General features: G+C 45.2%; 15 protein-coding genes. 12 read left to right on the top strand and 3 right to left on the bottom strand.

All coding sequences use genetic code 11. The features are described 5' to 3' along the window. Positions 1-236: 236 nt before the first annotated feature. The gene (locus L3V35_RS10755) at positions 237-3,014 is read right to left on the bottom strand and encodes an insulinase family protein (protein ID WP_054548174.1); all 2,778 of its coding nucleotides are present in this window, start codon (positions 3,012-3,014) and stop codon (positions 237-239) included. A 304-nt stretch (positions 3,015-3,318) separates the two neighbouring features. Here L3V35_RS10755 and sixA point away from each other — a divergent pair, with 304 nt between their 5' ends. Next, positions 3,319-3,783 carry a phosphohistidine phosphatase SixA gene (gene sixA / locus L3V35_RS10750; protein ID WP_054548175.1) on the top strand — a complete coding sequence of 155 codons (465 nt, stop codon included), beginning with the start codon at positions 3,319-3,321 and terminating at the stop codon, positions 3,781-3,783. A 171-nt stretch (positions 3,784-3,954) separates the two neighbouring features. On the opposite strand, the gene smrB is transcribed toward sixA, so the two are convergent. Next, the gene (gene smrB / locus L3V35_RS10745; RefSeq protein ID WP_237299645.1) at positions 3,955-4,485 is read right to left on the bottom strand and encodes an endonuclease SmrB; all 531 of its coding nucleotides are present in this window, start codon (positions 4,483-4,485) and stop codon (positions 3,955-3,957) included. A 62-nt stretch (positions 4,486-4,547) separates the two neighbouring features. On the opposite strand from smrB, the gene prmB reads away from it, so the two are divergent. The 11 genes from prmB to hflX all read left to right on the top strand — a co-directional run bounded on the left by prmB (position 4,548) and on the right by hflX (position 18,113). Continuing rightward, positions 4,548-5,480, top strand: a complete 933-nt coding sequence (gene prmB / locus L3V35_RS10740) for a 50S ribosomal protein L3 N(5)-glutamine methyltransferase (RefSeq protein WP_054548177.1) — start codon at positions 4,548-4,550, stop codon at positions 5,478-5,480. 269 nt (positions 5,481-5,749) lie between these two features. Beyond that, entirely contained in the window at positions 5,750-6,391 is a 642-nt protein-coding gene (locus tag L3V35_RS10735) for a LysE family translocator (protein ID WP_102515597.1), read from the top strand. A 524-nt stretch (positions 6,392-6,915) separates the two neighbouring features. Further along, positions 6,916-8,373 carry a protein adenylyltransferase SelO gene (locus L3V35_RS10730; RefSeq protein ID WP_237299643.1) on the top strand — a complete coding sequence of 486 codons (1,458 nt, stop codon included), beginning with the start codon at positions 6,916-6,918 and terminating at the stop codon, positions 8,371-8,373. Between the two features lie 157 nt (positions 8,374-8,530). Beyond that, positions 8,531-9,259, top strand: coding sequence for a response regulator transcription factor (locus L3V35_RS10725; RefSeq protein ID WP_017076788.1), 729 nt, complete (start codon positions 8,531-8,533; stop codon positions 9,257-9,259). 72 nt (positions 9,260-9,331) lie between these two features. Further along, complete coding sequence (locus L3V35_RS10720) at positions 9,332-10,777, top strand: ATP-binding protein (RefSeq protein ID WP_237299641.1); 1,446 nt, start codon at positions 9,332-9,334, stop codon at positions 10,775-10,777. Positions 10,778-10,887: 110 nt separating this feature from the next. After that, entirely contained in the window at positions 10,888-12,135 is a 1,248-nt protein-coding gene (locus L3V35_RS10715) for an ABC transporter substrate-binding protein (protein WP_054548180.1), read from the top strand. A gap of 181 nt (positions 12,136-12,316) precedes the next feature. After that, positions 12,317-13,255 carry a sugar ABC transporter permease gene (locus L3V35_RS10710; protein ID WP_102340193.1) on the top strand — a complete coding sequence of 313 codons (939 nt, stop codon included), beginning with the start codon at positions 12,317-12,319 and terminating at the stop codon, positions 13,253-13,255. Continuing rightward, positions 13,252-14,109: a carbohydrate ABC transporter permease gene (locus L3V35_RS10705; RefSeq protein ID WP_237299639.1), complete on the top strand. Its 858-nt coding sequence runs from the start codon at positions 13,252-13,254 to the stop codon at positions 14,107-14,109. The genes L3V35_RS10710 and L3V35_RS10705 overlap by 4 nt, the downstream gene beginning before the upstream one ends. Before the next feature lie 6 nt (positions 14,110-14,115). Continuing rightward, a complete protein-coding gene (gene ugpC, locus L3V35_RS10700; RefSeq protein WP_237299637.1) occupies positions 14,116-15,228 on the top strand; it encodes a sn-glycerol-3-phosphate ABC transporter ATP-binding protein UgpC in 1,113 nt (370 codons plus the stop codon). 138 nt (positions 15,229-15,366) lie between these two features. After that, a complete protein-coding gene (locus tag L3V35_RS10695; protein ID WP_017092592.1) occupies positions 15,367-16,512 on the top strand; it encodes a S8 family serine peptidase in 1,146 nt (381 codons plus the stop codon). A gap of 233 nt (positions 16,513-16,745) precedes the next feature. Next, on the top strand, positions 16,746-18,113 hold the full coding sequence (gene hflX, locus L3V35_RS10690) for a GTPase HflX (RefSeq protein ID WP_054548182.1): 1,368 nt from the start codon (positions 16,746-16,748) through the stop codon (positions 18,111-18,113). 108 nt (positions 18,114-18,221) lie between these two features. Here the strand turns inward: hflX and pfaD are convergent, their stop codons facing one another. Beyond that, on the bottom strand, positions 18,222-19,859 hold the full coding sequence (pfaD, locus tag L3V35_RS10685; RefSeq protein WP_237299636.1) for an eicosapentaenoate synthase subunit PfaD: 1,638 nt from the start codon (positions 19,857-19,859) through the stop codon (positions 18,222-18,224). Between the last annotated feature and the right edge of the window lie 30 nt (positions 19,860-19,889).

Below are 19,889 nucleotides of genomic sequence, written 5' to 3'. Positions count from 1 at the left end.
TCGGTGTGTCGGGAGATTCCCAACTCGGTCGTTCCTCCCTCTTGGGAATGATGAAAGAGAGGTTGAAAGTAAGCTATTAGTGTTAATAGGGGGATTGTGGCTAATGCATTGCAATCGAAACTACCGTCATCTCCTAAAGCGACGAAGGAGCGTAATCGGAGATCTGATTTTGTGCTTCATCCAAGAAAAAAGGTTGATGCTTTCACATCAACCTTATGAATTTCAACCCAGTTTTATCAGCCAAGCTCACAGTCTTTAGGGCGTAACTGAAACTCATCAATTGAGCCAATCTCCACACCTGCCGACAACTTCTGTTCCTCATTATGAGCATTACCATGGGCATGCATAATCAGACGATTTGCCGTGCGAGGTTTAAGTTGGCTGACAACAAAACGCATCATGTCTGAGCGTGTCAGACCTTTGAGGTCTTCCAAGACTCGTTCTCTCTGATTGAATTCCAAGTCCTTATTGCCTATCGCAACCCATAAACGTTGAGCGCGACCGCGCAAGGTGGTATCTGGCGTTGAAATCTGATTCCAGAGGCCGCGTTTACTGCTATGCCATTGATAGTCGTTAAGCTCCAGCAGCACCATGTAAAAGGCATTGAGGAACTCATCTATAGAGGCTAATAAGTCTGCCGGGGCAGCATTCGGTGATTGCACATACAACACAATACCTGGGTGTCGGTTCAACGGCATATTGCCAGTGCCGACCATATAGCCTAGCTGCTGCTTGGTACGAATCTCATGGAAGAAGGTGGCTGACATCAAATGGTTGGCCAATGAATACAGCGCAATATTTTTAGGTGAAATATCAGCACACTGGTAGTAAACCACGATGGCTGAATCATCTTGATTACATACGACTTCGCGTTGGAAGCTACCGTTTTCACCCAACATGATTAACGGGCGTAGTGACTCTTCGTAAGCTTGGTCTTGAACACGTAATGCATCTTTTAGCGTTTCAGCCATCTTGTGTGCATCGGCTTTTTTCCAATCACCATACACAAACATTTCGACATGCAGTTCTGCCAAAATCGCTTGAACAAAAGAAGAGAGTTCATCGACCTCAATCGTTTCCAATGCTTCAATTAAAACGGAATAGGGCGGGTTGTTTGGCTGAAGTATTCCGGTCATCGCATTAAACAGTTGCGAAATAGGACGATCTTGCGACGCATTATTCCAGTTTCTGAGCAATTGGTGCTTAATAGTTTCAAAGCGTGTTGGACTAAAGTCGCGTGCTTGGAAGCGCTCAAGGATCATATTGAGCAGCTGTGGTTGCTTTTCGCTGAACCCCGAAAGCGTGAGTGTTACACCGCCCTGATGGGTATACATGTTGTAGCCCATACCCGCAATCTCAGCCTGATACGTATCTTTTTCAAGCGAGTCCAAGAACATCTCTACACACAAGCGTGTTTTAACGATGTTTCTCGGGGTGGCGACTGAATGTGGGCTGTCGATAGCGATATACACCACACCTTTAGGTACTCGAAATTGATGGTCTTGGAGGTGCCATAACTTAAAGCCATCCAGTTCTTCTAACAGTTGTGGGTGCTTAGCATCACCTTCGAGTTCAGCAGGGTCTAAGTCGTAGCAAATAAATGGGTTTTTACTTGGCAGCTCAAACATCCAGCCGGGGTTGATGCACGTAAAGCACTGGGTCTGCTCTGGGCTAAAAGGTGTGACGGAGTAGGGCGTAAAGTACCACTTCGCTTCTCTATCATACTCGAAGCCTTGAGCTACGATGGTGACCCGCATGTTGTCGACAGATAAGTAGGGAAGCAAAGAGCGTTGTAATTCTTCGTCAAAGTGCGACATCTTATAATCGCCATACACTACGTCCTGCTCTTGATAGTGCTGCATGTTGATAACAAGATGACTGACGACATCGAGCGGTCTGGAGGGCTCTTGAAAGCGGAAAGCGGACTCTAAAACGGCGCGCTTTTCAAGATAACGCCACTCTTCGATGCCTTGTTGTTCAATGAGTTTGATGTACTGAAATATTGCTTGAACGACGTTATCGGTTTTGGTTAAGCCTTCGATGGTCATTGAGCAACTGATCGTGAAATCACGATAGTTACTGCCACTTGCGCCGCCACCTGCCGAGAGGGAAGTAATCCAACCTTTCTCTTTCAGCTGCATCATCAAACTGCCTTCGCCTTCGTAACCGATAAGGTGTGCAAAGAATGATAATGGCTTAACACCATAGTGCTCGTCCATGCTTGGCATTGGGAAGGTTAAGATAAGTTTGCGCACTTCTTTTATCGGTTTAACGTGTACTTGTACGCCAGTGCTTAACTCGCCAACAATCGGAACTGCAACCTTCTTGCCTTGTAGATGATGGTTGGTAATAGAACTGAAGCGCTCCTCAACCCAATTCTGCATATCATCAAGCGATTGGTTTCCAGATAACGTCAGTGTCATCAGGTCGGCTGAATATTGTTGCTGGTGGAACGATAAGATCTCTTGGCGAATCGTGTCACCGTTTCTGTCACCTAACGTCTCGATATTACCGACAGAAAACTTCGAGAATGGGTGATTGTGATTCACCAGTTCTTTGGTAACTTGGTACAAGCGTCGCGAGTCGTCGTTGAGTTTCATCTTGTATTCGGAATCAACGGCTTGGCGTTCTTTATCTAGTGCTTCTTCGTTAAAAAGTGGTGCTGTGAAAAATTGGCTGAAGCGATCGAGTGCGGTTTCAAAGGCATTCAATTCAACGTCAAAAAAGAAGCAGGTGTGTTCGGTTCCGGTCCAAGCATTGTTGCTACCGCCATGTTGGCTGATAAAACTTTGGAACTCTCCGACCTTTGGATACTTTTCAGTTCCCAAAAATAGCATATGCTCTAAGTAGTGCGCTAAACCCTCTCGGTCGGTAGGGTCATCAAAATGCCCGACATTAACGGCGAGTGCGGCTGCAGCTTTTTGAGCGTTCTGATCGTGAACTAACAGTACTCGCAATCCGTTATCCAAGGTTACGTAACGGTATTGATGTTCATCATTAGGGCTTAAATGCACAGAAGCATCTCCAGAGAAGGTGGTTTTTAAATTATGTACGCGATGATTTGAGGTGCAAACCTTGCGATCACATTTTGGGATATGAAGAGCTTTTTGGCGACTTCTAAATCATTTTTATCGATTTTTATCAGTGATTTATTTTCTTTTAATAAGATTGTTAAGAAAGTCGAACTCTTTAGCAAGTGACTTGATATAATTATTTATATAGACTGCGGCTTCTCTAGTTTGAGAGCCAAACGCTAAGTAGCGTATCGCTGATATGGGATATATCGACTTTCGAAATGTTACGTAGACAGGACTGAACATGAAAATATTCATAATGCGCCACGGTGAAGCAGAACATTTTGCGGACTCGGATGCAGAACGAGCGTTAACCAAGCGCGGGAAAATGGCATCTCTTGCAGTGGCTCAAGCTGCAAATGAGCAGGGGATTAGTCAATTCGATAAAGTGCTTGTGAGCCCATATTTAAGGGCACAAGAAACGTGGTTAGAAATATCTCAGGCGTTTTCCGGAAAGAAAGTAGAAACCTGTGATGATATTACGCCTTATGGAATGTCTGACGACGTGTTTGATTTGACTTTAGCGATGGCTGAAGTAGAAAAACTAGAGACCATTTTGTTTGTTTCTCATTTACCTCTAGTTGGCTACTTAACCGCTGAGTTCGCGACAGGCATGGCACCACCAATGTTTCCGACTTCTGGATTAGCTTGTATCGAATTCGACCTTGAGACACAAAAGGGCGAGTTACTTTGGAATATTAATCCATAGACTAGACAAAGCTCGTTGGGCTCTTTTTTTACAAAAAAAAAGACAAAGTTGAAGACAAATAAAAAGGGCACCTCAATGCAATTGAGATGCCCTTTGTCATTTCTGAAACGCTGTTTGTACGAATCAATAACTGGCTAGTTAACTTTTGTTGAATAAACAGCAAACTAGAGGTTATTTATCGGGAATGGAAAGTAAAACCAGCAGCGCGCCGTTGCCGCCAAACTCTAATGGTGCTTGGTGAAAAGCCATTACATCTGGGTGCTGCGCTAACCACAAAGGCACCTTCTGTTTAAGGATGTGTTTACCGATACCGTGCTGAACACAGGCACACGCCACGCTCTCTTTCACGCAGTGCGCAATCATGGCACCTAACTCGCGTTTCGCTTCTTGTTGAGTCATACCGTGCATGTCAAGATACACATCAGGTACGTAGACACCACGACGTAAGCGCTTCAGTTCATACTTAGAGACATCATCACGCGCATAACGTGTTGGACCTTCTTCGCTAAGATGCGGAATGAACTCATCCGAGAAATAAAACTCGCTATCACTGGCTTGTCTTGCCGTGCGAGTAATTTCTTTTTGCTTGGCATTTCTTTTTGGCTGCTGGACTATGGTATCCTGTTGCAACTTTTTAACGCCCTTTACTGCATCGTTGAATAGGGCGAAATCGTCATCGAAGTCGGTGTCTTTTTTGCTCATCAGGTTATGAATTCTAATTAGAAACGTAATTAGCAGTATTGTAGCGCTTTTCGGAGACAATTTTGGATAAGATTTTTGTAGAAGAAGCGGTATCAGAACTACACACGCTTCAAGATGTGATTCGTTGGACTGTTAGTCGCTTTAACGCAGCGGGCCTTTTTTATGGTCACGGCACTGATAACGCGTGGGATGAGGCGGTACAACTTATTTTACCTACTCTTTATCTGCCGATTGATGTTCCTTCGCATGTGATGAACTCTCGTCTAACGAGCAGCGAACGTCTACGTATTGTTGAGCGCGTAATCAAGCGTATCAATGATCGTACACCAACGGCTTACCTAACCAACAAAGCTTGGTTCTGTGGTCTAGAGTTCTTCGTTGATGAACGCGTTCTTGTGCCTCGTTCGCCAATTGGTGAGCTGATCGAAGCTCAATTCCAACCTTGGTTAACTGAAGAGCCAACGCGCATAATGGACCTTTGCACGGGTAGTGGCTGTATTGCTATTGCTTGTGCTCATGCATTCCCTGATGCTGAAGTAGACGCGATTGATATCTCTACTGACGCATTGCAAGTTGCTGAGCAGAACGTTCAAGATCACGGCATGGAGCAGCAAGTGTTCCCAATCCGTTCAGATCTTTTCCGTGATTTACCAAAAGAGAAATACAACCTGATCGTATCGAACCCACCTTACGTGGACGAAGAAGATATGAACAGCCTACCGGAAGAGTTTACTCATGAGCCGGAACTTGGCCTAGCAGCGGGTACTGATGGCCTTAAACTGGTTCGCCGTATTCTTTCTAACGCACCAGATTACCTAACTGATGATGGTATCTTGATCTGTGAAGTGGGTAACTCAATGGTTCACATGATGGACCAATATCCAGAAATTCCATTTACTTGGATTGAGTTCTCGAATGGCGGTCATGGCGTATTCATGATCACTCGCGAGCAGTTAGTGGCTTGCGCAGATGAGTTCTCTATCTACAAAGACTAAGTTTTGTATAGACTAAGTTTGCACAGACTAAACTTTGTATCGAAAAAGCTTCTTTGATTAGATTCGGGTTACCTTCGTTATTAAAGAAACCCTATCTGTATTAATTTAAACGCCATGCAGCAGTGCATGGCGTTTTTTATTGCCTAAATTTTGGATATCGTACTTAGCGTTGAGGATTGGTTTCATATTATTTAGTTGCTTAATGTGAATAACTATCACATATTGATAGTCAATGTTTACTCGTTTTAGTGAGTTAAGGAGAATTCGCGATGAGCTTTGATACATGGATTTATTATTTATTAGCTGTGCTGGTTTTGACAGCTTCACCCGGGCCAAGCTCTTTATTATGCATGACCAAAGGTGTGCAATCTGGCTTTAAATTATCGATATTTACCGCACTGGGTAGCTTAACTGCGATTACTGGAATTCTAACGTTATCGTTTACTGGGCTGGGCGTGATTATCGCTTCGTCTGAGGTGGTGTTTAATGTCATTAAATGGACCGGTGCTGCTTACCTAATTTATCTTGGTTGGAAGTCACTACGTTCTAGCCAGCAAGATTATGACAACCTATCCAATCAACAATCCGATTCTAAATCGGTTAAAGAAAGTGCTGCGCAGCATTACCTCAGTGGCTTTATTGTTGGCGCGAGCAATCCCAAAGCTATCCTATTTTTTACCGCACTTTTTCCGCAATTTATTGACCCATCGATCGCTCTGGTTCCACAGTTCACCGTGTTTGCTTTGACCTTCGCCGTGATGGAATTATCTTGGTTAATGGTGTATGCCTACTTGGGCGCGAAGTCGTCAAATTGGTTGTTTGCTAAAGGCCGAGCCAAGGTATTCAATCGTGTCACTGGAGGTGTCTTTATTGGGGCTGGTGCACTGCTTTCGACGACCAGTCGAGCATAGCTTTTGATTTATCAAATAGTTGAATAGTTACAGAAGTTTCTTGGTGTTGTCATAAAAGGTTAATATTAATGTGCTTGCTGATATCGACATAAAGTCGATATATTGGTGTTACACCATCACGTTCTCGAGGAGAGACATATGCAGCATCAAGAAATGATTCAACACAGTAATTTCGGCGTTATCAGTCGCACTTGGATTTTCTCTACCCTTTCTCTAGTGGGTATTCTTGCTCTAATGTAGTCAGTTTTATGGCTCAATATTTTCAGTTTTTATTATGAATACACTTGTTAAAAAGTCTTCAAAGTCAGAACTCTTATTCTCGTAAATGTGGCTCTTCTCATCAGTCTAGCCACTTAGCTTTTCCTCTTCTTAGCAGTACCTTTCTCTCAGTAACCTTTTTTCTCTGAATAGTCTCTTTGTCTGATTAACCCTTTTATCTCAATAGACCCACTGCATAACCTGATCTGAAGTTGTTATCAAACTGTGATAATCTTAAATCATCTTTTATCTACAGTGTGCCTCTCATGTCTGTCTGGGATTCTATTTCATTTAACAATCGATTTACCGCATTACCTCGACTGTTCTATACCCCAATTCAACCTACACCGCTCAGCAATGTCCAATGGCTCGCATGGAACCATAATCTTGCGAATGAACTTGGCTTTCCGTCATTTAAAAACGCTTCCGAGGAATTGCTTGAGACGTTATCTGGCAATGTTGAACCTGAGCAGTTTTCGCCAGTTGCAATGAAATACGCAGGTCACCAGTTTGGATCTTATAACCCTGATTTAGGTGATGGAAGAGGGCTGTTATTAGCTCAAGTTGTCGCGAAAAGTGGTGAAACGTTCGACTTACACCTTAAAGGTGCAGGTAAAACCCCCTATTCACGTATGGGCGATGGTCGAGCGGTTATTCGCTCAACGGTTCGTGAGTATCTATGTAGCGAAGCGATGGCGGGTCTTAATATCCCAACCACACGTGCGTTGGCGATGATGACCAGCGACACACCCGTATATCGAGAGAAGCAAGAGTGGGGCGCATTGTTGGTGCGTGCTGCTGAGTCACATATTCGTTTCGGTCACTTTGAACACCTGTTTTATACCAATCAGTTGTCAGAACATAAATTATTGGCCGACAAAGTCATCGAATGGCACTTCCCAGAATGCCTCGATGAAGATAAACCCTACGCAGCCATGTTTAATGAGATTGTTGATCGCACCGCGGAAATGGTCGCATTGTGGCAAGCGAATGGTTTTGCTCACGGAGTGATGAACACTGATAACATGTCGATCATCGGGCAAACTTTCGATTATGGCCCATTCGCGTTCCTTGATGAATATGACCCAAGATTGATCTGTAATCACTCGGATTACCAAGGTCGTTATGCTTTCAATCAACAGCCTAGAATTGGATTGTGGAACCTATCGGCACTGGCTCACTCACTTTCACCGCTGGTGGATAAAGCCGATCTTGAGGCTGCACTCGAACAATACGAACCACAAATGAATGGTTATTTTAGTCAGATGATGCGTCGTAAGTTGGGGCTGCTTTCGAAACAAGAAGGTGACAGTCGTTTGTTTGAATCTATGTTTGAGCTGATGTCGCAAAACAAAGTCGACTACCCAAGATTCTTTAGAACGCTGTCGAACTTGGATACCTTGCCGCCACAGGAAGTGATTGATTTGATTATCGACCGCGAGGCAGCAAAGCTATGGATGGATAACTACTTACAACGCTGCGAATTAGAAGACAGTTCAGTGGCAGAGCGCTGTGAAAAGATGAGACAGGTGAACCCTAAATACATCCTCAGAAACTACTTAGCTCAGCTTGCGATAGACAAAGCTGAGCGTGGTGATAGCAGCGATATTGAAGCATTAATGGTGGTTCTGTCTGACCCTTATGCAGAACACCCAGACTATGAATACCTTGCCGCCTTGCCGCCTGAGTGGGGCAAAGCCATGGAAATCAGCTGTTCCTCTTAACCTTCTATGATTCTTTGAGTCGCTAAGTACAGGTAGAGGTCACTAAGATGTGATCTTTATCTGTTTGTTCGTCTAACTTTACAAACATGTCAATAATCAAATAATCGGCCAGCCTATACACTATGTGAATAAGTTGTAAATTTAATAGGTTTGGGCGATGCCAACAAATACTCGAATTCTCGTGGTGGATGATGATCAAGAAATCCGCGAGCTGCTGGAAGAGTACCTCACAAAATCGGGTTTCGATGTCTCTTCTGTTGGAGACGGTGTTGAATTAGAAACCCACCTGCAAAGCCAAGGTTATCCAGACCTGATTCTGCTCGATGTTATGCTCCCCGGTGACGATGGTTTTACTTTGTGTCAGCGAGTTCGAAAGCAATCCAATGTGCCAATCATCATGCTGACAGCGGTATCGGATGAAACCGATCAAATTATTGGTTTAGAAATTGGTGCCGATGATTACATTGCGAAGCCATTTAGTCCGCGCCAATTAATGGCTCGTATCAAAGCACTACTACGCCGTGTTCAAGTGGTGGATGACAAGCCAAGTGATGCATTGCCAAAGCAGATTATTTTTGGTGATTGGACGCTCGATACACTTGCGCATCGAATTTCTCACAATGAAAATTCAGAAGAAATGGACTTGTCAGGCAGTGACTTTTCTTTGTTGATGTTGTTCTTAACTCGTCCTAATGAAGTTCTCGACCGTGACACCATCTCTTTCGCCACCAGAGGTCGCGAAGCGCTGCCTTTTGAGCGAGGCATTGATGTGCAGCTTAGTCGCCTGAGAAGTCGGCTGGGCGACAGTGGTAAATACCCTCACTACATCAAAACTATGCGCGGTAATGGCTACATTCTTGCTGTGCCGGTTCAGTATGAACACTAAGCATGACCTACTGTTAATGAAGTAATGCTAATAAAGTATTTCCAATGAAGTATTCCGGATGAAATATCTCGTATGAACTGGATGAGTTGGTTGAAACCAAATTCGTTAGTCGCAAGAACCTTATTGTTGACGCTGTTAGCCGTGGTGATAGCTCAGGGCATCGCAACGTCTATATGGTATAGCGAATCAAAACACAAAGAGCTAGAAGGGATTCGTTCTGCGTCGTCGAGCATGGCGAACATGTTTGCCTCGACGGTGACTTTCTTTCAGTCTCTGCCCGTTAAATATCGTCATATCGTATTAGATCAGATCCGCAATATGGGCGGTACGCGCTTCTTCGTTTCTTTCAATAAAGAGGCTTTGATCGTTGAACCGATTCCCGATACCCGCTTAAAAACCGCATCGATAGAAGCGATAGAAAGTGTTTTAAGTAGCAAGCTCAATAAAGTCGAATCGGTGCGGGTAGATTTTTCTCGACCTGAACACCTTCGCTTGCTTAAAAACGACATCTACTTAAGCGATCTCCCACGATCGTGGGCGCACCACACCTTAACGTTAGAACCTCTTAATCCGCCAATTCTGGTTGTTCAAATAGAGCTAACCAGTCATGAATGGGTGTACATTGCCGCATTGTTGCCAGCGCCATATGTAAAACTCGACGATACGATTCTTGGCAGAGAGCAGGTGATCTTCTTGGTCTCTTCAACGCTTATTCTACTGGTGTTGACTTACTTGATGATTCGTCGCCAAGTGCGACCTCTTAAAAAGCTGGCAAGAGCGGCTAATGAAATGAGCATGGATATTCAGCAGCCTCAATTGAAAGAAGAGGGGGCGACTGAACTGGTCACGGCAACCCGAGCCTTTAACCGCATGCAGCAGCGGATCCGTCGTTATGTTGCTGACCGAGAACACCTATTCTCTGCTATCTCTCATGACTTGAAGACGCCAATCACCCGTTTAAGGCTTCGAGCCGAGCTATTGGAAAGTGAGGTCAAGAAAGACAAGTTCAACAAGGATTTGGATGAGCTTGAGATGATGGTGAAAGGCGCATTACAAGCGGTCAGAGACACCGACCTTCATGAAAATAATGCCATTATCGATCTGAACGAGATGATGCTCTCTGTGATTGAACTACACAATCAATACCAAACTCAGGTCGAGTTTGAACCTGCAGTGATTGAGCCTTTGGTTGCCAAACCGCTAGCGATCAAACGCGTGCTTACTAATCTTATCGATAATGCTGTGAAATATGGACAATCAGCTGAGATGGATATCAGCAGTGATTCTGTGTGGGCCATTGTGACGATTCAAGACCATGGCAAAGGTATCCCTGAAGACAAATTAGAGTTGGTTTTCGAACCCTACTTTAGGTTGGCTACGGACGACCAAGGACACGGTTTAGGGCTCGGGATCTGTCGAAACATTCTACATGGACACGGCGGAGATCTCATTATTCGCAACTCCTCTCAAGGTGGCTTAGAAGCCAAAGTCTATATACCAAGAGGCTTAGAAGTGTAATGTAACAATTGTGTTACATAAGTCTTACCTTTTGTTTCAATCCTAAAAATCAAAATAAGTAGACTCTTTATTGAACCGGACGTCGAGTCCGCTAAACATGGAAGATTATAATGAAAATCAATAAAACCCTACTTACTCTATCTCTTCTTGCAGCCTCAACATTTTCTCAAGCCGGTGAAGTGGAAGTGCTTCACTGGTGGACTGCCGGTGGCGAAGCGAAATCCGCAGCGGTACTGAAAGAGATGATTGAAGAACAAGGCCATACTTGGAAAGATTTTGCTGTTGCTGGTGGCGGCGGTGAAAGTGCGATGACTGTTTTGAAAACGCGAGCAGTATCGGGCAATCCACCTTCTGCAGCGCAGATTAAAGGTCATGATATTCAGGAGTGGGGTGGTTTAGGTTTTCTAACGTCTCTCGATGCGACTGCTAAACAAGAACAATGGGATGAACTACTACCAGAAGTCGTCACTAAAGTGATGAAGTGGGATGGCGAATATGTCGCGGTTCCTGTCAACGTTCACCGTGTTAACTGGCTTTGGGCTAACCCTGTTGTTTTAGAAAAATCAGGCGTTACGGTTCCAACTACATTAGATGAGTTCTTTGTTGCTGCAGACAAGATTAAAGCGGCCGGCTTCATTCCACTGGCTCACGGTGGTCAACCTTGGCAAGACGCGACGGTATTCGAAGCCGTGGCACTTGATGTATTAGGCAGTGAAGATTACAACAAAGCGTTCGTAGAACTTGATATGGACGTGTTATCTGGCGACAAAATGGTGGAAGTGTTCACCAAGTTTAAAAAGATGCGTGACTACATCGACAGCAACTCTCCAGGTCGTGATTGGAACGTAGCAACCTCGATGGTTATCAATGGCGAAGCCGCGATGCAGATCATGGGTGACTGGGCTAAAGGTGAATTTACTGCGGCAGGCAAAGTACCGGGTAAAGACTACATCTGTGCACCAGCTCCGGGCACTGACGGCCAATTTACCTTCAATATCGATAGCTTTGCGTTCTTTGAGCTAAGCGACAAAGAGAACCAAAAAGCGCAGCAAGATCTAGCGAAAACCATTCTTACCAAAGATTTCCAAGAGGTCTTCAACCTTAACAAGGGTTCTATCCCTGTACGTCTAGATATGGATATGTCTAAGTTCGACCAATGTGCGTTGGATTCAATGGCAACCTTCAAAGCGAGTGCTGAATCTGGCGATCTTGTTCCGAGTATGGCTCACGGCCTAGCGACAACAAGCTACGCTCAAGGCGCTATCTATGACGTAGTGACCAACTTCTTCAATGAGAAAGATGCCGATCCGAAACAAGCGGCAGCTAAGTTAGCAAAAGCAGTAAAAGCGGCTATCTAATCAAACTTGATAAGTGACACACAACGCACGTGAGTGTCGGGTTGTGTTGCTTTATCGAACCCCCAGGGTGGGTAGGCTCGTAGGGAGCCTATCTACTCTTCACTCCCAATTCTGATATGCGTGATGCTGATGTGGTACCGAGAGGTAAGCCATTGGCTCGATTGTGCAACAAGGATAAGTTATGGAGCATGTTTTGACTGAGTCGACTCCAAAACCCACAAGGAGCCAGCCTGCACCGAAACCAAGTTTTGCTGACAGGTTGCAACATTGGTTACCTAAAATAGTACTGGCGCCCACCGCGTTAGTGACCGTGGTGTGTATCTACGGCTACATTTTTTGGACGGCAGCGTTGTCGTTCACCAACTCTCGATTTCTGCCGAGCTTTAACTTCGTTGGTTTAACCCAATATGAAAAGCTGATGGACAACGATCGCTGGATTACCTCAATCACCAACCTCGGTTTGTTTGGTTTTCTATTCATGGCGATTGCCATCTTGCTTGGTGTTGGTTTAGCCGTATTGCTTGACCAGAATATCCGTCAAGAAGGTGCGATTCGTACTATCTATTTATACCCAATGGCGTTGTCGTTCATCGTTACAGGTACCGCTTGGAAATGGATTCTTAATCCAGGCCTTGGCATTGAAAAACTGATGCAAGATTGGGGCTTTACTGACTTCAAATTCGATTGGCTCGTCAATTCTGAAATGTCGGTTTACACCTTAGTCATAGCAGCACTTTGGCAGTCTTCTGGATTCGTAATGGCGATGTTCTTAGCAGGCCTGCGCGGCATTGACTCATCAATCATCAAAGCGGCGCAAATTGATGGGGCAAGCTTACCGACCATCTATCTCAAAATCATTCTGCCTTGCTTGCGCCCTGTGGTTTTCAGTGCGGTGATCATTACGTCGCACATTGCGATTAAGAGCTTCGACCTTGTGACCGCAATGACGGCAGGTGGCCCCGGTTATTCATCGGATCTTCCTGCGCTATTTATGTACGCACACTCCTTTACTCGCGGACAAATCGGCCTTGGTGCTGCTAGTGCCATGATGATGCTTGCCGGTATCTTAGCGATTCTCGTGCCTTATCTTTACTCTGAACTTAGGGAGAAAAAGTCATGATGAATAACATCAATTTTGCTCGAATCTTTATTTATTCAGCACTGCTTTTCTTCTGCTTAGTTTATCTAATGCCATTGTTCGTGATGGCGCTGACGTCATTCAAAACTCTGCCTGACATCAAAGCGGGTAACCTGATGAGCCTCCCGAAAGAGTGGGTGTTCGATGCTTGGTATAAAGCGTGGGATACCGCCTGTACGGGTGTGAAATGTGAAGGCATCAAAGGCTACTTCTGGAACTCTTTCCAAATGGTGATTCCTGCGGTTGCGATTTCAACATTTCTCGGTGCATTCAATGGCTATGTCGTGACGAAATGGCAATTCAGAGGTTCAAACCTGTTCTTTAGCTTGTTGTTGTTTGGCTGCTTCATCCCATTTCAAGTGGTGTTGTTACCAATGGCAACCATGCTCGGCAAGGTGGGGTTAGCGAACACAACCATCGGCTTAGTGATTGTGCACGTTATCTACGGCATGGCGTTTACGACCCTGTTTTTCCGTAACTTCTACATCTCGATTCCTGATGAATTGATCAAGGCGGCAAAACTCGATGGTGCAGGTTTCTTTACCATCTTCTTCAAGATTTTATTACCGATCTCAACGCCAATCATCATGGTGACGGTGATCTGGCAGTTTACCGCGATTTGGAATGACTTCTTGTTCGGAGTGGTCTATTCCGGCTCAGATACTCAGCCGATTACCGTGGCATTAAATAACTTGGTCAATACCAGCACTGGCGTTAAGGAATATAACGTCGACATGGCCGCCGCGATCATCGCCGCGCTGCCAACGCTGTTGGTGTATGTCTTCGCAGGAAAATATTTTGTTCGTGGCCTAACGGCAGGATCAGTAAAAGGATAATTACCCATGGCAACATTAGATTTAAAACAGATCCGTAAAACCTATCGCAACGCGGACAACGAAACGTTAAAGGGCATCGACATCAGTATCGATTCGGGGGAATTTTTGATACTTGTCGGCCCTTCGGGGTGTGGGAAATCCACACTAATGAACACCATCGCTGGGCTTGAAAATATTAGCTCGGGTGAGATTGTAATTGATGGTGTAGACGTGGCGCAGGTTGAACCTAAAGATCGCGATATTGCGATGGTATTCCAGTCGTACGCGCTTTACCCAAACATGACGGTGCGCGGCAATATCGCTTTCGGTTTGAAGATCCGCAAGATGCCTCGACAAGAGATTGATGCCGAAGTTAATCGAGTGGCAGAAATGCTGCAAATCGAACAGCTGCTTGATCGTAAACCGTCGCAACTTTCTGGTGGCCAGCGTCAACGTGTCGCGATGGGCCGTGCTTTGGCTCGTCGTCCTAAGCTGTATCTATTTGATGAGCCGCTTTCTAACTTGGATGCCAAGCTGCGTGTTGAGATGCGTCATCAGATTAAACGCCTGCATCAGAAGCTCAACACCACGATTGTTTATGTAACTCATGATCAGATCGAAGCAATGACTCTGGCGGATCGCATCGCAGTAATGAAAGACGGTGAACTGCAGCAGTTAGGTACACCTCAAGAGATCTACACCAAGCCAAACAATATGTTTGTGGCGGGCTTTATGGGTTCACCTTCTATGAATTTCATTAAGACCATGGTGGATCTTGATGATGAGCAAAACCCGATCATCAAAGTGGTGGGTACTGCCGAACAAGAACACCACATCCGATTGCCACAGAGTATGCGTGACCAAGATGGCAAAGAGTTGGTGATAGGGCTACGTCCTGAGCACATTACCGAGCAGCAGGGTGATGATGTTTCTGCCTCTACAAAGCTAGACTTACAACTAGAGGTATTGGAACCGACAGGGCCAGATACTATTGCGATGGTTAAAGTGAACGACCAAGAAGTCGCGTGTCGTTTATCGCCAGAATTTGAAGTGTCCGTTGGGCAAATGGCACCGCTGCATTTTGACTTATCAAAGGCCGTATTCTTCGATGCTCAAACCGAAGCGAGAATCGATTTCTAAGTTTTATAACGGGTTATATTTCTTTGAACACCTCATCTTTTGATGGGGTGTTTTTGTGTCAGAATAGACAAATTCATATTAATGATAAAAAACTCAGTAGAGTCTATGCTTGATGGGAGATTAATTTTTATAAAAAGGATGTCTGCAATGAGAGTCCAATTACTTGCAGGAGCAATGTCACTTGCTCTTCTTTCCTCTCCTGTATCTGCTGTTGTTAATCATGATTTGAGAGACAGTTATATTGTCGTTTTGAAAGATAGTACGTCGGTGTCACGAGCGAATGATATTGCACGTGAAGTTGCCAATGGGCGCGGTGTAGTCGGTCATCAATATAGCCATGCCCTGAAAGGATTTTCAGTCAAGTTCCCAGAACAAGCACTCAAAGGTCTTAAAAATAGGTTCCCTGAGATTGATTACATTGAGCCTGATATCGTCATGCATGCTTTGCCGCGAGGGGGTAAACCTAATCGAGGCGGAGGTGGAGATAGTGTTGAGCGAGATCCGCAACAGATCCCTTGGGGTGTAACCAGAGTCAACGGTGGGACAAGTGATATGAGTAACGCCTCAGTCGTTGCTTGGGTCATTGATTCGGGTATTGACAGCAACCATCCCGATTTGAACGTAAACAAATCTCGAGGGGCAAACTTCACTCGCGGTAAGAAAAACAATACGAATGATGGTAATGGTCACGGCACGCATGTAGCAGGAACGATTGGTGCCTATGATGATGGTTTTGATGTCGTTGGCGTTGCCCCCGGTGTGCAGGTAATTCCAGTACGAGTTTTAGATAATAGTGGTAGTGGCTCAATGTCGGGCGTGATTGCGGGTGTTGATCATGTTGCACGCTATGGCGGCTCTGGTGACTGTGCCAATATGAGCTTGGGAGGAGCTGGATCTTCCTCTGCCTTAGATAGCGCTATTAAAACAGCTGCTGCCCAAGGGATATTTTTCTCAATCGCAGCGGGTAATTCAGGCCAGGATGCAAGTGGTTTTACGCCAGCTAGCACTAACGGTACAAACATATTTACTATCTCAGCATTTGGAGAAATTAACGATAGCTTCGCTTACTTTTCCAATTATGGTTCTGATGTAGATTACGCTCAACCGGGAGTCGATGTACTATCGACTAAAGCGGGAGGAGGAACGGTTTCTTACAATGGTACCTCGATGGCAGCTCCTCATTTTTGCGGAGTACTGTTAGTAACCGGTGGCTCATTCTCTTTAGATGGGGTTGTGAATAATGATCCTGATGGAGATCCGGACCTTATCGCAGTGAGCAATTAATTCGTTTAACAGTAATGATAGCTCAATGGGTAAAAAAATGCCGTTGTAGGCAATAAAAAGCGACCTGATGGGGCGCTTTTTATTGTGAATAATCATCGAGTAGACAGTTAATTATCATCAAAGCTGATATTTAGTGTGATGTGGCTATATAAAGCTGACGTAGAAACGCGTAGGATCGACTCAACTTTAGATCAAATACTAGGTAGCACTTTGGTGCATAGACAGAAAAAAACATGAAACTAACAGCAAAACCAGCGGCGAATAACGCTTTACTTATTTCTATTACGACACCGGATTTTAAAGGTGACGAAGCAAAAGAGTCTCTTGCCGAACTTGCTCGCTTAGTGTCAACCCTAGGGTTTAAAGTCGTTGGTACGCAATCGCAACACCATAGTTCATCTCAACGACAGAATGTGTTGGGTGCAGGTAAGCTTGCCGAAATTGCACATCTAACTGGTTACCAAGGCTCTATTGAAGAAGCTGAAGATGAAGATTTTATTGATGAGTCGTTTGATTTTAGTTCTGAAATCGATGAGCTAGATTTTGATGATCTTCCAACGGGCAATTTCCAATACGGTGCCGCTGATGTTGTGGTATTCGACTGTGATTTAAGTCCATCTCAAATGCGTACTGTTGAGGCGAGTTTGGGTGTGGAAGTATTTGACCGTACTGGCATCATCATCGAAATCTTTAGTCGTCACGCTCGTACTCGTACTGCCCGTCTGCAAGTTGATATCGCTCGTCTAAACTATTTAGTTCCACGACTGCGTGAAACGGCTGAGGGTGATAAAGAGCGTCAAATGGGTCAGGGCGCAGGTGAAACTTCACTAGAGCTAGACCGTCGTAACGTACGTGACCAAATTGCTGCGCTTAAGCGTGAGCTAGTAAGCGTACAAGATGAAATGAAGACCAGACGCACAAGGCGCGCGGAGCTTTTCACTGTTGCTTTAGTTGGCTACACCAATGCCGGTAAGTCTTCGATGATGCGTGCAATGACCGCAACCGAAGTGGTGGGTGAAGATAAACTGTTCGCAACGCTAGATACTACGGTTCGTGCACTTCAGCCGATTACTCAGCCACGTATTTTGGTTTCAGACACCGTTGGTTTCATCAAGAAACTGCCACACGATCTGGTTGCTTCATTCCACTCAACGCTAGCAGAAGCGCATGATGCTTCACTGCTTTTGTATGTGGTTGATGCTTCTGACGTTTCGTTCCGCGCACAACTTGATGTGGTACACGACGTATTAGCACAAGTGGGCGTTGAAGGTAGCGAAAAACTATTAGTGCTTAATAAGTGCGATAGATTGACTGAAGAACAGCAATTAGAGCTGATCGAAGAATTCCCAGATGCGATGCTAACGTCGACTCGTGATCCGCTAGATATTACGAAGCTGCACAAGTACATCGTTGGTGTTGCTGAAGAAGGCATGATCGAAGAAGAGATCACTATCCCTTATTCTGGACAAGGCATCATCGGTGAGATTCGCTCAAACATGAGTGTGGTTAAAGAAGAGTACGACTACGAACACATCAAATTAACGGTTCGTTCAAGCGCCATTGATTTAGCGCGACTGAAAAAGCGTATGCAAAACTCTTAATCGTCTATCAAATTTAGATAAGAACACCTAAAGAAAAAGCGACCTAAGTGGTCGCTTTTTTTATTCGTTGAGCCTAGCTAATTTAAGTTTAGCTAAGTCATGAGTCACTTAAGCCATTCTTTGAGTTGGCTTCCAGCGTGCGAGTTCAGGATCAAGCTTAATGCCCTGTGAGGTCAGCAGGTTAACACGTGCTAAGTAAGCCGCACCGTGCATCAAGTGCTTAGCAAGGTCGACCGCATTACGCTGTTGGTAATCATCTAGGTAGCTGTCTTTTGCCCATGCGTTGAATGCGCCAAGTGCAGGGCCTGCCCATACTTGGTAATCCATTTCACGACCTTGTTCACCTGTGTTTGACCAGCGGCTAGAAAGCCCTAAGTACCAACGGAAGATCAACGCCATCTTACGCTTTGGGTTGCCTTCAGCACGTTCGATCTGTTTAGGGTCGCGCTCGTTAAAGTGCGCCACAGTACCTGCCCAAATGTCATCCAGTGTTGAACGGAATACCTGCTTCTCAAGTTTCAGACGCTCTTCTACTGGAATCGCTTCAATCGAGTCGTAACGTGTGTATAGCTCATACAGTTTGTTTGCACGCATTGGGAATAAAGTGCCGCGTTTAACCACTTGCAGTTTCACGCCCATTTCGAACATGTCTGCCGCCGGAGCCATAGTCACGTCAGCCATTTCGGTTGTCGAAAGCAGCTTACGTGTGTGTTCGCTCGCGCCAGCCTCGACACACGCTTGGTTGATTGAACCGGTAACAATGTAAGCAGCGCCCATGTTAAACGTCGCTAGAGCAGCGTCAGGCGTACCTACGCCACCACCACAGCCAACACGCAGTGGCGTTTTGAATTGGTACTGTGCTTGAATTTGTTCTTTCAACGCAAGAATCGTTGGCAGTAGGGTAACCAGAGGACGATTATCGGTGTGACCACCAGAATCGGCCTCTGCAGTAATGTCATCCGCCATAGGAACCAGCTGTGCTAGCTCCATCTGTTCTACTGTGATTCGGCCTTCATCAACCAAAGCTTGCAGCATTTTTGCAGGAGCAGGCTGCATGAATTTACTCGCGACTTCAGTACGGCTTACCTTAGCAATAACCTTGTTGCCAATCTGAATCTCACCTTGTGCATCGCGACTAAGGCCTGCTGCACGGTAGTGAACGATTTGCGGTGTTAAACCTAAGAATGCTGAAGCCTCAACCGTTTTTACTTGGTGCTTCAAAAACAGCTCTACACTGCCGCGCTCTAGTGCAGGTTCACTTGGGCTGTGAATCAGGTTAAACGCGTAAGGACCGTTTGGTAGTGCTGCTTGAATACGGTTGATCGCTTGCTCAACGCGAGACGGGATTAAGCCCGCCGCGCCAAATGAACAAAGAATGCCAGCTTGACCAAGCGCAATCACTAACTCTTCAGATGAAATGCCGTTTGCCATTGCACCTGCATAGTAAGCGTATTTTACGCCGTGGCAGCGACGAAAATCTTCGTCGCCTAGGCTTTGTGTACCAAGAGCAGGAGCAAAGGCGCTAACAGGTTGGCTGTTCGCTGAGCTTGCTGAATCGCCCGATGCAATCTCAGCTTGTTGGCTTACGCCTAAGCCTTTTTCTGGGTGGTTCACGACGTAACAAGCAAGGCTTAAATCTTTCAAAATTGTTGACATTGCCGCGTTATCAAAGCGAGTTGCGCTCTCTTCGATCTGCCAAGGCCACGGAGATAGCTTTTCGTTATTGATTGTAGTTTGAGTTGTCATAATTAATTCTTTCCTAGTTCTCTGTCTCTG

The sequence above is a fragment of the Vibrio sp. L5-1 genome (genome assembly GCF_021728315.1).
Lineage (GTDB): Bacteria > Pseudomonadota > Gammaproteobacteria > Enterobacterales > Vibrionaceae > Vibrio > Vibrio splendidus_K.
The sequence above is the reverse complement of the archived record's forward strand: the minus strand, read 5'-3'. Positions and strand labels throughout refer to the sequence as shown.